This is a genomic window from Deltaproteobacteria bacterium IMCC39524 (assembly GCA_029667085.1).
GTDB lineage: Bacteria > Desulfobacterota > Desulfuromonadia > Desulfuromonadales > BM103 > M0040.
This window is the reverse complement of the sequence record JARUHJ010000004.1, coordinates 230,323-242,929: the sequence shown is the minus strand read 5'-3', so window position 1 is coordinate 242,929 and position 12,607 is coordinate 230,323. Positions and strand designations below refer to the sequence as shown.

Here is a 12,607-nt window from a genome sequence, read left to right as displayed (position 1 = left end):
ATTAAGGACCTATAGCCCAAACAAAGGCCAGCCCAATCATTGTCGCAGAGACGCTGGGAAGAATGACCAAGGCGTAAGTCTTTTTACCCTGAAAACGTTTTTTACTCTGCGAACTTTGCGTCTCCGCGTTAAAACTTCTTTTAAGGTTATCGAACCGATTTATTACAGAATTAAAGAAGAGGATTAGCCGCACGGGCCACTAGCCACCGGACTCGGTTAGCAGTTGCTCCAGGTAGGCTGGCATATCCGGGTAAAAAATCTTTGACCATTCGCGGTTGCGCAGCTGCTGCAGCAGCGGTGCTGCGTTTTCCCCTTGTCCTGCTTTAATTAGCGCCTGGGCCCGTTCCAGGGCGATAAACGGGTTTTCGGGGCTGGCCTCGTTGGCCAGACGGAGCATGCGCAGCGCCTCGTCAGGTTGCCCCATCTCGCGGGCCACTGGGGCCAGCTGCAGGTACTCGAGGGCGTAAACCGGGTCACGACGTACCGCTTCCGCAAGATGGTCCAAAGCTGAATTGCGGGCTGCACGGACCTGACGGTTGATGCTGTAGAGGGCGTAGTGGACCGAGGGGTCGTCCGGTTCTGTTGCCAAAAGCTCCAGTAAAGTTTTGCGAGCGTCACTGTTGTTGAATAGTTCAGGTAGATACAGGGCCTTGGCACGCTGCTGCCAGGATTGAGGCAGATTCTCATCGAGCAGTTGCGGTTTAGTGAACAGTTGCGCAAAAACATCACCGATGAAACGTGAGCCGAGTGGTATTTCACCGGAGAGTTGCGAGTAGGAGAAACTGGCGGAGATGGTTTCGACCCGTTGGTCTCGCAGGTATTTGAGCGTCTGATAGATCAGTGGGTAGACCTGGGATTTGATCTCTCCTTGATAGAGCGGTGCCAGATAGCTTAGGTCAAAGTGGAACACTGTCGGTCCGTTGATAGCGAATTTGGCCTTTGGATGCAGGGCGTGGAAAGGTACACCACGTACGGTGCCGGAAAAAACCCCGTCGTGCAGAGTCAACTGGCGGGCTTCATCATCGTCCATGGCGCCGAGTTGGATCATTTGTGTGCGAAAGACTTCGATGGAGAGCTCCGCCATCTCAACGGTTACTGGCATCACCCAGTAAATAGCCGAGAAGAAACCCGCCTGCAAGGCTGCCTCGAGTGTCATCTTTGGCAAGATCGCAATGTCAGGGCTGGTTAAATCCAGGGCTGAATCATTGCCCTTTGCAAGCTGTTCCATCAAATTATTCTGCATGGAAGGTGAGATCGTTTGCAGCAATGGGTCGTTTGCATATATGAGCAACGCGGGGCGCGCTTCGCGCAAAGCGTACCATGAAAGGAGAGCTTGAGAAGGCACTTCGTAACGTTTCAGGGCGGTTGCTTTCTGCAAAAGGAGTGTCGTTTCCTGGGGTGCAGAAATATCGGGCGCAGGTTCCGCAAGGTGAGGGGGCGGGGTGGGTGCTGTTGTTGCGCTAACTGTTGACGTTTGGCCGGAACCGGTTGGTAGTCTGTTGGCGGAAGCAGTCTCCTGTTCTTCGCAGCCGCACAACAGCAGCAGAGCTAGCGTAAGGCAGGCAAATGTCTTAATTCTAGTCATGGTAACTCCGATCAGCGGGGCACAATCCCTTGGCAATGATTACCAGGCAAACATGGTTGATAATTGTATCGAGGCCTAAAAAGGGAACAGGGACATCAGGAAGGCTATATTATCAGAGATGCTCTCACGACGGAAGTCGACAAAGATCGTTAGCAAACAGTAAAAGCCGAGGACGCGCACAGGCGCGAAAAAACGTGAGACTGGACCGGCCACTTGTTGACTCGTCTTTTCCAGGCGCGCTTGAGAGAGAAAGATGACATTGCCCAGCACAAAGCTGTAGATAAAATAGGTGTGGAAGGCTGCCACAGCTTCAAAAAAACCAAGTTCAACAACAAACCAGATGTCACGCATGAAGTGAAACAGGAAGTTTCCGAAAAAGGCTGCGGCCATGGTGGCTGCGTACATCCGAAGCTTGGGGTTCTTCTTGAAATAACGGAAGAACACAGGGTAGAAAAAAAATTCAACCAGCAGTTCTTTGAAATAATAGTAATAGCGGTTCCAGAATTCTGCGATGGATTTCGAGGCTAACGGGCGATAGGTATTACGCAGGGCATTGAAGCCGCACATACGAATGGTTGCGATAATAATGTGGGTGGTAAAAGCAACATAAAGCAGATCGTAGAGGAAATGGGCAATTGTGAGAAAACTGTTCAGGTACCAGGGTAGCGGGTTGCCAAGTGCTGCCTGGCGAAAGGCCACCTCATAGCGTGGCAAGGATGTTTCGAAGGGAAGGGTGAATAACGTTTTTAGATAATTACCGTCAAAAAACAATTGAATACTGCCGAGCTCGCTTTTGAACTGCAGTCGACCGAACAGGAATTCACCGTAACCGTAGAATATCACGTTGATAGCCAGTGCGAAAATGCTCAGCCACAGCGCCCAGATCAGCAGTTTAAGTCCTTTAAGTCGACAAATCGCGAACTGCTCGGTGGTTTTGGCTTCGATTTTTTTAAGATAGCTTGCCCCCTTGGGATAGGGGATCGACGCCGGCGACCAAAACGGCAGGTAGTGGCCGAATTGGAGGTAGAGTGGTTTGGGGGCCGGTGACCGAGTTTCTTTAAGGGAGTAGCAAAGATACCAGAAATAGGGGCTCAAGACTGTAATGAAGGCCCACATAAAAGCCAAAACAGATTGCGGGAGGGGTGCGTAGGAGGCGATCACCATCAAGCCAAGATAAAAGGTCGTTAAGGCTAGAACCGGTCGTTGGAGTTGCTTTGAGAACCTTCGTGCCAGCCAGATGCAGAAGGAAATAAACAGAATGGCGGCTCCTATAAAGGCACTCCCTTCAGGTGTATTAGTAATCTGCCAAGATATCCCGGCCTCGCTGAAAATATTCGTGATGCGATCCCAACGGATGTCGACAGGGCCGAACAGAAGAAAGCTCAATGTGGACAAGAGCAGAATCGGCCAGCGCTGCCCGGGCCACAGGCTGAAGGCGAGCAGGTACAAACTAATGAGCCACCACAACGAGACGCTGTGAAGGAAAAGTAAACAGGCGAAAAGGGCAACTATAACGAGTGTCCCGGGCAGGGTCTGGGCAAAGGAGACCCATCGCCGGGAGTGATCAAGCTGTGGAACAAGGGAAAAGCGTGGCGGCTTCATAATGACGACCCTTGGTACGCTGACAACTTGCGTTTTATGGCAACGCGGTCGATTTTACCATTCGCATTGCGTGGAAGCTCCTCCCATATAATGATCCTTTTCGGTACCATGTAGGCGGGTATGAGTTTTCCCAGCTGTGTCCGGATTTCTCGGCTATTAAGAGGGCTGCTGCTGATGACGCCGATTATCTCATGAGCCCAAAGTTCGAGTGGATCAAGAAAAATGACCACCGCATTGCTGCAACCACTGACAGTCCGCAGGTGGTATTCAACCGCATCCAGTTCCACGCGCTGGCCACGAAGCTGCACCTGGTTATCTATCCGCCCGAGAAAGTGGTAGGTCCCGTCATCATCCATGTAGGCCTGATCACCTGTAAGGTACCAACGGGAAGAACCGAGCTCGGGGTGTATGAGGTATGGGAAACGCTGTCGGGTTAACTCCTCGTTGTCGAGGTAACCTGTAGCGACCTGGGGCCCGCAAACGGCAAGTTCACCGTGATCTCCAGGAGGAAGAAAGTGCCCCTCCTGATCAACGATGCCTGTGGTCAGCCCATCAAATGGTCGCCCAATGGCAATAGTGCCGCGGTCGGGTGTGACTGCGTTCGGACAGCTACAATCCTGCTGCAGGCAGGCGACAGTGGCTTCGGTCGGGCCGTAGAGGTTTTCTACCCGGCTGTTAGGCGCGGCTTCCTGCCAGTCTCGTGCGCTCTCTTCCGGAAGCGCTTCGCCGCAGAAAAGCGAGAGCCGAAGAGACGGGAAGATGTTGCTGCGTAACAGCTTTACATGCTTGAGCATGCCGATCAACGAAGGGACCGAAAACCAGACGGTCAATTGGTGCTGCTGAATGAAATGTGCCGGTGTTGACATGTGTGTCTCAGGAATAACGTGCAGTGAGGCCCCGGCGCGCAGTGCCATGAAGATGTCGAATACTGACAGGTCGAAGGTCAACTCAAAGGCTTGGGAAAAACGGTCCTTCGGAATGAAGTGGTAGCGGCGTTGTAATGTGGTCAGTAAGTGCAGGATGTTCTCAATCGTGATGACAATCCCTTTCGGCTTGCCTGTGGTCCCCGAGGTGAACATCAGGTAGGCCTCGTCGTGAAGATTGCAGGCTGCTGGTTGGCTCAAAGGAGCCAGTGAATAAAGCACGTTTGGGCCGGAAATCTTGATATGTGAACTTACGGGTGGTAGATCACAGGGTGAGAGGACAAGGTCCGGCAGACCATCAGGGAGCAACCGCTCTAGGATTTCTGCCCCGGTCCGGTCCACGATCAAGATATCGAGTCGCGCTGATCGCAAGGTTTCGTTGAGATAGTTGAGCGGGGCCTTGATGTTGATTGGGACATAGGCGGCGCCGGCGTAGCTTGCTGCCAGAACGCCGGTGTAGGCTGTGATGCTGCGCGAAGAAAAAATGCCGACACGTGGGTTGCTTGACCCTGCATTTGCCTTTATCCAGCCTGCGATGCGACTGATCTTTTCAGATAGTTGTTGGTAAGATAGCTCCAGGCCAGAAACGGACAGGGCGAGGCTCTCTGGGGACGTGAGGGCGTGTTCGTGAAAGGGAGTGAGCAGGTTCACGCCGTTGCCCCCTTTTCTTTGAGCAACTGCAAGAGAGCCTTGCGGTCAATTTTATGATTCTGGTTGCGCGGTAATTGAGTGAGAACTTCGATCCTGTTGGGGACCATGACGGCAGGCAAAGTCTTTCTAAGCTGCCGTCGAATGTTGTCAAGATCCATTTTAGGTGTGCTGATGAAGGCTGTAAGGCCAGTGATCAAAAGATTCTCCGCCGGCCAGCCGATCACGGCAACTTCATCAGAGCCAGTAATTTTACGGAGATGGGACTCGATTTCTTCGGGTTCGATCCGCATGCCTTGCACCTGTAACTGATTGTCTCTACGACCCACGAAGTGAAATACACCCTGTGTGGTGCGGTACCCAAGATCACCGGTAAGATACCACTGATCTTTTGACCCCGGGAGCGAGACAAAACTGCCCGTCGTCAGCTCGGGCGCTTTCCAGTAGCCGGGAGTGACCATGGGACCACCAATGGCAATCTCCCCGATTTGCCCCTCGGCCAAAGTGCGTTGTTGCTCATCGAGGATTCTGATCTGAGCTCCTCGATACGGGGTTCCGATTGCGAGATAACCGCGCTCTGGGGTTATGCAGGCCGGGTCGTCACTGAACAATTGTCCAGTGCAGACCACAGTTGTTTCTGTGGGGCCGTAAACATTTTCGATCAGGCTGTTGCAGGCGGCCTTCTGCCAGCTTTCGGCGGCTTCTTTCAGGAGAGGCTCGCCGACAAAGAGTGATAGCCGCAGTGATGGGAAAACCCCTGTTTTTAACAGATGCATTTTATTTAAAAAATTAATCTGGACTGGTCCTGAATACCAAACAGTCAAGGCGTGCTCACGTATAAAGTGCAGAGGCGCAACAAGTTGTCTGTCTGGGACAACATAGGTTGCGGCACCGACTTTCCAGCTACTGAATAGGTCGAACACCGAAGGATCCCAGTACAAATCATTGGCCTGCGAAATGCGATCGTCCGGTTGGAGTTGATAACGCTCCTGGGTGGCCTCCAGAAACCAGGCGACATTAGCGACATTAGGAGCAATCCCTTTGGGAGCGCCTGTACTGCCAGAGGTGAAGATGATGTAGGCGGTCTGCTCTGCGGAGACGGCCACTGGCTCCGAAAGGGTGCGCACGGATTTAATTGTATCTGGGCTCACCAGGTTAAGTTCGACTGGTGCTTTGAGGAATTCTAATGGGGAGATCACCGTCAGCGCATGATTTTCTTTGAAGCATGGATCAGTGAGTGTGGGGAGCGTTTGTCTGTCCACAACCAGGTTCTCCACATCGGCTTGAAGCATCAGGCTTTTAAGGTAAGGTGCCGGTAATTTATTGTTGAGTGGCACGTAGGTGTTGCCGGACCACAGCACAGCAAGCAGGCCGATGTATGTTTCTGCGCTGCGGTTCGCCAGTATGCCGATGTTCTTGCCCCCACCAGGAAAGCGGGAGCGGAGCCATCCGGCGAGCCGAGAGACATGTACGGACAGCTCTTTGTAGCTCCAGAGTTGACCATTCACCCAGACCGCTGTGCGATCGGCAGAGCGGCACGCGTGACTGAAAAAGTCGTAGGCGAGATTATTCTTTTGGTCTGGTGCGGAGTTCTTCACTTCCATGCGTAAACGATTTTTTCAGTGTATTGCGAGCGACCTGCAACATAGTTTCCACAGTCCTGGATTTTACGAATGCTGTAACCGAAGTCGTCGAGGATTGATCCAAGCAGTTGCCCTGTGTTGATGAGTGTTCCACCCAGTTCTGCAGAGCCGACCATGTAGGCGACGCGAAAATTACGCTGCGCTAGCTTGTCGAGTTCAATGAGGTGGCGAGTGATCAGATTGAAATACTTAATAAGGTAATTGGCAGCTAGAGGATCTTCTTTCCGAAACTGGTCAGCGATAGGGCTGATATGTTTTGCAACGCTACTGTGCTCAACGGCGACCGGTTCGCGCATGAGTTTGTAGGTGGCATCGCCCCAGGTCCCTCCGAGAGCTTTTTCGTCAAGAGCCGAAGGCTCACGGGGGGAAGTGTGGTAACCGAAAAAATAGAGGTGTGGGAGCGTGTTCCAGACATAGCTAAAGCGTGCCGGATAAGGCGGGGCAGTGATAACGCAGTTGATTTCACTCTCAAGAGAGAGGTTGTCCAGGCAGGTTGCGTCCTGAAGGTAACTTTGAGTCGTTTTTTTGAAGGGAGTTTTTGCAAGCGCTGCAAGGTCGATGATCATCGTAGAAACTTTATTGGTAAAACTCTTCAGTACGTCCAGTGAATTATCCTGACGTTCGACTAAAAGAAGCAAATGCCCTTCAAGTCTGGTGTTGGAAAGTTCCGGAACCAGGATGCTTGCCAGGGCGAGCCGTAGAAAATGGCGAACGATTGGGTCTGTCGCTTGCTGATTGATGGCTTGGCTCAAAATCAGGAGATTGACAAGTATATCCTCTCGCCACCATGAAAAAGGCTTATGGATGGGTGGTATGGCAAGCCCAAGCTGCTCGAGTGTGGCAAGAGTGGCCCCCTTGGAGCGGCAGAGGAATTGGTTAATAACCAGGTCTTTTTGTCGATCCAGTTCGTCTAGATCAATATCCCAGGTGGTTATGGTTTTGCTGACAAAATGAAGAAAGGGATTGATTTCGAAGCCTACGGCATTCAAGCCGGCAATCTGGCTTTCGATGAGAGTGGATCCCTCGCCACAAAAAGGGTCGAGAACCGTGTCTCCGGGAGTGCACTCGAGTTCGTTCATCATCTCCCTGACGTGATGTGCTTTGCAGCCCTTTGGGATCAGTTGAAACCACTGATTGATGCGTTGACTGAGTTCAATGTCAAAAGAAATCTTTTGATTCATGGCTTTATGGTCTTCTGTTAATTTTCACGAAGTCTAAGATCTGATCGATCGTGTCGAAGCTGGCCTGGTCAAAGTAGACATCGGAAAAATCAATGCCGTATTGCTCTTCCAGAAAAACAACAATGTGGATCACGGCTAGTGAATCAAGCAGTCCGCTAAGAATAAGCGATGCTGACGTCGTCACTTCATCAACATAGTCGTGGTCTCTGAGAAGCTTGTGGATAAAATTACTGATAATTTCTTGGTCGCTCATATAAGGGTCCGTGGCAGGCGAAACGAATGTCCAATGTATATATCTGGAATTATATGGGTATATATGAAAACGTTCCAGAAAAAATAATCGAGTAAAGGCTTTTCAAAGTGAGTGATTTGGGTCTACAGATAAGGCGAATAAGCTGAGTTCTCTTCAAAGCGAGATGTTTTCTCTCGTCGCGTGTCACGTGCATGGCAAAGGTTTGGCAGGATTAGTCATTATACTGCATCACCCATTCGATATCGCAATATTCGATATACTCTTCACCAGGCCAGTTGATCGCATAGATTTTTATGTGCCTGCCAAAAACCTCTCCTGGATACTTTTCCTTGTTAGCCTTGTAGTTGTAAATAATGTCATCGGGGCCGGCGCTGGAATAACGTCGAATAAACTCTTTACATACCTCGATCTTTACGTCCTGTAAAAAAATAACATCGTCTGGTGCGCCGGTGCCATCCATATCGTCGTATCCGTTCGCGTAATTCAATTCAAGTTGGGTTGGGTCTGTAAATGCAAAAGGCGGAACCGTCGGCCACGACTTGAGATACCCCCCCTCCAGGAGCAGTTCCTTCACAGGTTTTTGAGGGGTGCTGATAGGTAGCGTGTCGTTGTTATCAAGTGCATATTTTTGGGCCGCTTCGCTGATGGTACGCATGCCTTCGTAAATCAGTAGGGCCGATTGAACGGATCTGTCTATAAACTCCTGTTTTGTGAGGAGATTGGGCTCAGATTCCTCATGGAGCAGTGTCGGTTTATTGCTGGGTGGCAGGCTGGCACAACCGTAAATAACCAGAGCGGTAAAGATAAGGAGCGGTTTTTTCAATTTTCTTGGTTCCCCTTGTGAGGGCCGAAGCTTTAGGTTTTAATGTCTTTCTTGCAGGTTTCAATTGTACAATAGCAAGGTCTTTGGGTCGTCTATTGCCTTCATTGTCCCTTATAAGTTTGCTTTATATTATCGCATCGAATTGCATATACTTCAATCTGAACAGCCAGCTAATAACCATTTTAATCGAAAGAGTGGGTCTAATTCCCCGCAGCTTGCTGCGCGCTTTTGCAAAGGTTGCAAGCTGTTGATACCTCGTAGCTTGCTGCGAGGTAGTTCATTTATCCTGATGCTCGTGGACACACAATTTGTGTGTTTGAATGTATAAGTAATTAAAAGCGGAAGCCTCCAAGTGGCGGACAGCTCATAATGAGCGGCAGGGTCGAATAAATCGCCCCAAGTCAGACCCACAAGGAGGCTCCCATGGAAAGTATTCACTACATCGGACTCGACGTCCACAAGAAAACCATTGCTTATTGCATCAAGACGGTGGCCGGGAAGACTGTTCAGCATGGAACCGTCCGCTCTGAACGCCAGACCCTACGGGAATGGCAAGCGGAGATCTCTGGCCCCTGGATCGGTGCAATGGAAGCGACCCTCTTCACCGGCTGGATCTACGACTTTCTCAAGCCGTATGCGGTTGAACTGAAGGTCGCCCATCCAGAGATGCTCAAAGCAATAACAGCGGCCAAGAAGAAGAATGATCGGAAATCGGTGACAGTATACTAATTAACCGAAGGAGAGCCTAAATAAGTATACTGTCACCGATTTCCTGTCACCGATTTCATGTTCAGGATTCTTTTCAAGATAGCTAGATCCCATCCAGGAACTCTGCATGGATACAGTGTAGATTTCTGATTTGGAAACCAGCTAGCAGCCTGCCGGACTGTCAGGGTTTCCAACCCTCTCAGGCCGACTTGATATTAGCCCCGGGGTGGTAACGAATTTATGGAGACGGATACCTTGGAATGCGTTTGTTTTGACTCAAGTTCTTCGGCTTTGAGCAAGAACTTTTCTGCTTCTGCGGTTCGGCCTACCTCGTAAAAATGCTCACTTAGCTCACGTAGCGAGTTGATGATGCTTGGCACATCCTGTCCAAGGTTGGTTATTGGCAGAACGGTCTGTTGATTCGATGCTGCCAGGGCCTTTACGTTTTCCATCTGCAGGTTTCCCAGTGTGATGTCACCGAGCAGGTCGCGAGCCGAATACTCGAGAATAGGCATGTCGTCGGTGTTGACCTGGGCGCCATGGGCAAAACTGCGCAAGCGCTGGTCACTATGCAGGTAATGCTTGGTAATCAGGCTGCCGGGAGAATCGACCCCTATGCGGGCCATGATCTCGCGGATACCAGGTGTGTTCATGCGTTTTCGCAGTCTCATGTAGTCAAATTGCAAGTCATGCTGGGCCCCGACGATAATCAGGTCGCTGCCATTTCTGAAAGCCAGGGCCTCGGGGAAGTTTTTCAGCAGTGTGTTGACGGCGATGCGTAGATTGTCGGGTGTGATGTCGTAGATGCCGATCCATTGAGTAAACAGGCCGCCGACTTTGAGACGGCTTGCGGCCAGCTGATAAAACTCATCTGTGAACAGGTTGGCGTTGCCGCTCTGCCAGGGATTGGATGGCTCTGATACGATGACGTCATAGAGCTTGTCCTCGGTCAGAAGCAGGTTGCGGCCGTCGTTGACCAGGAGGGTGGTTCTAGAGTCGTCTAAAGCATTGTCGTTGGCGTCATTAAAGTAACTCGAAGCTTCCACGACCTCGGAGGAAATCTCGACACAACTGATATTGTTGGTCGGATGGCAGCTCATGCCGTTGAGGGTGATGCCGGTCCCCAGCCCGACGACAAGGACGTCGCTGGGGGCTTCGTGGAGCAGCATTGGCAGGTGTCCGACCAGGACTTGGGTCGCCATGTCACGTCCGGTGCCGCCGTCTGTTTTACCGTTAACCGAAAAGAAGCGGACCTGACCATCGTTACTTTCGTGGATAGCAACAGTGGCCTCCATCCCTTCAATGACCTTAATGATCTTTTCCTCGGCCAGGACTTGTTTAATCCCCCCGGCTTCGATGTACTTCGATGCGTAGATGTAAACCCCACTGTTCATCAATCCCTGATCCCACTTCGGGTTGAGAAAAGCGAGGGTGACGGCGATAATGCAGACCGCACCGACCTGGGCGCTGCGCCGCGGGGCCGCCTCGATGAAGGTCATGCATAGTGTGGCACCAAGCAGGGCGTTAAGCGCGCCAAGGAGCAGGAAACTGTTCTGGGTGCCGATCAGGGTGACCAGGGCGAAACCGGCTGTCAGGCTGCCGAGGACCGCACCACAGGTGTTGTAGAGAACCACCAGCCCGACACCTTCACCGGTCCGCTGCCGGCCAGGGTCCAGGATGGCGATTGCCGCAGGAAGAAGGCAGCCTGAGATGATGACTGGGACAGAGATGACCGCGAAGACGATTGTGGCGGAAAGTAGTGAAAGCAACCACCATTGGCCATTGGTTATCTCGTGGGCCCACAGCATAACATGGGCCAGCTGGTCGTAGAAAGGGACGGTAACCATGATCGATAGCCCCATCATCACGGTCAGGCGAACGAACAGTTTCTTCTCGTTGGTCTCAGGAGTTATGATCCGTGAGTAGAGAGCTCCGCCCAGGGCAATGCATATCAGGAAGGAGCTCAGGATGAGTGCGAAGGCGTAGCTGGTGTTGCCGAGAAAAAGCATAAAGACTCGGGTCCAGAGAATTTCATAGGCCAGCGCGAGGAAACCAATCAGGGCACTGGCCAAGAGGACCGAACGCTGCCCTTTGGCCATTCTGATTGTGCTCTTGCGTACTGGCCTGACAGGTTCGACAGTCGTCAGTCTTCCGTGTGATCTGGACATGTGCCAGGCAATGGCAGCGATGACCAGGTTAATGGCGGCAGCGAGAGTATTGGTCTTGGATAGTCCGAGGCTTGGGATGAGGAGGTATCCACTCAGGAAGGCTCCCGAGGCTGCGCCAATGGTGTTAATAGCGTAGAGGCGCCCTATCTGCGCACCGGATTTGTTACGGGCGAAGTAGCGGCACATGAGTGGAAAGGTTCCGCCCATGAAGACTGCCGGTGGTATCAGTAGGACGCTAGACAACGACAGATGAAGAAAATGATCAAGAAGCGGCAGGTGACCGACGAGTCTCTCAAAGTAGATATGAAGGTGGTTGACAACCTTAAGGGCGGGCGGAAAACTCAGGGCAAAGAGCGCGATACCAATCTCCAGAAAGGCGTAAATACGTAACAGATTGGATTCCTGGTCGGCGTACTTGCCAAGGAGGTAGCTGCCGATGGCCAGGCCGGCCATAAAGGTTGCGGCGACAATGCTGACGGCAGCCATGGTCGTGCCAAAAGTAAGCGACAGGTACTTGGTCCACAGAACTTCGTAAACCAGGGCACTGAAGCCGGAAAAACAGAAAATCAGGAAGATGGTGAACCTGTGTCGCCCTTTGATCTTACTCATTTGCCCCCCTGTCGATAAGTGAAACCCGACAAATTATAAAAGTATTATTAGCCACTGCAAACCTTGTGCCGGTTGAGCTGTAGGGGCTTGAGGTTTTCTAGCCTTCTGTTATGAAAGAACCCTTCGCTATGGTGGCTTAAAAGCAAAGAGTTACGCGTTCATTCTTTAATGAGGGAATGGTCGTTAAAGTAGGTCAATAAAAAGGCGACACACAATTTGTGTGTCGCCTTTTTGTATGTCTATGACTCTCCTCCCTAAACAGTTGTTCTAACGTTTAACGCGTGATTTCAGTCTTTTTTTGGGGGCATATCAAGGGGAGTCGTTGGTCTTGGGATTTAATGAGCATTGTTCAATTAAAATAAATTGGTATTAAGGTTGCAATGAAATATGATTAATTAACATTTTAAAGTTAACGGATTTTATTAATGAGAAGATTAAGTTACTGTAATAATAGGCTTTATTTG

General features: G+C 51.1%; 9 protein-coding genes. 1 reads left to right on the top strand and 8 read right to left on the bottom strand.

Annotation, left to right across the window (positions count from 1 at the left end):
• Positions 1-199: 199 nt before the first annotated feature.
• From P9J64_11590 to P9J64_11560, 7 genes are all read right to left on the bottom strand, one after another.
• Positions 200-1,585 carry a tetratricopeptide repeat protein gene (locus P9J64_11590; GenBank protein MDG5468962.1) on the bottom strand — a complete coding sequence of 462 codons (1,386 nt, stop codon included), beginning with the start codon at positions 1,583-1,585 and terminating at the stop codon, positions 200-202.
• A 75-nt stretch (positions 1,586-1,660) separates the two neighbouring features.
• The gene (locus P9J64_11585) at positions 1,661-3,187 is read right to left on the bottom strand and encodes a hypothetical protein (GenBank protein MDG5468961.1); all 1,527 of its coding nucleotides are present in this window, start codon (positions 3,185-3,187) and stop codon (positions 1,661-1,663) included.
• Positions 3,184-4,761: an amino acid adenylation domain-containing protein gene (locus P9J64_11580; GenBank protein ID MDG5468960.1), complete on the bottom strand. Its 1,578-nt coding sequence runs from the start codon at positions 4,759-4,761 to the stop codon at positions 3,184-3,186. Before P9J64_11580 ends, P9J64_11585 begins: the two co-directional genes overlap by 4 nt.
• The gene (locus tag P9J64_11575; protein ID MDG5468959.1) at positions 4,758-6,362 is read right to left on the bottom strand and encodes an AMP-binding protein; all 1,605 of its coding nucleotides are present in this window, start codon (positions 6,360-6,362) and stop codon (positions 4,758-4,760) included. Before P9J64_11575 ends, P9J64_11580 begins: the two co-directional genes overlap by 4 nt.
• Positions 6,353-7,582, bottom strand: coding sequence for a DNA methyltransferase (locus P9J64_11570; protein ID MDG5468958.1), 1,230 nt, complete (start codon positions 7,580-7,582; stop codon positions 6,353-6,355). Before P9J64_11570 ends, P9J64_11575 begins: the two co-directional genes overlap by 10 nt.
• A 4-nt stretch (positions 7,583-7,586) precedes the next feature.
• Positions 7,587-7,835 (bottom strand): acyl carrier protein, encoded by a 249-nt coding sequence (locus P9J64_11565; GenBank protein ID MDG5468957.1) that lies wholly within the window; start codon positions 7,833-7,835, stop codon positions 7,587-7,589.
• 211 nt (positions 7,836-8,046) lie between these two features.
• Positions 8,047-8,658, bottom strand: a complete 612-nt coding sequence (locus P9J64_11560; protein MDG5468956.1) for a hypothetical protein — start codon at positions 8,656-8,658, stop codon at positions 8,047-8,049.
• Positions 8,659-9,081: 423 nt separating this feature from the next.
• Here P9J64_11560 and P9J64_11555 point away from each other — a divergent pair, with 423 nt between their 5' ends.
• Positions 9,082-9,387, top strand: a complete 306-nt coding sequence (locus P9J64_11555; GenBank protein MDG5468955.1) for a hypothetical protein — start codon at positions 9,082-9,084, stop codon at positions 9,385-9,387.
• Between the two features lie 194 nt (positions 9,388-9,581).
• Here P9J64_11555 and P9J64_11550 read toward each other — a convergent pair whose 3' ends face one another.
• On the bottom strand, positions 9,582-12,143 hold the full coding sequence (locus P9J64_11550; GenBank protein ID MDG5468954.1) for a fused MFS/spermidine synthase: 2,562 nt from the start codon (positions 12,141-12,143) through the stop codon (positions 9,582-9,584).
• Positions 12,144-12,607 lie beyond the last annotated feature (464 nt).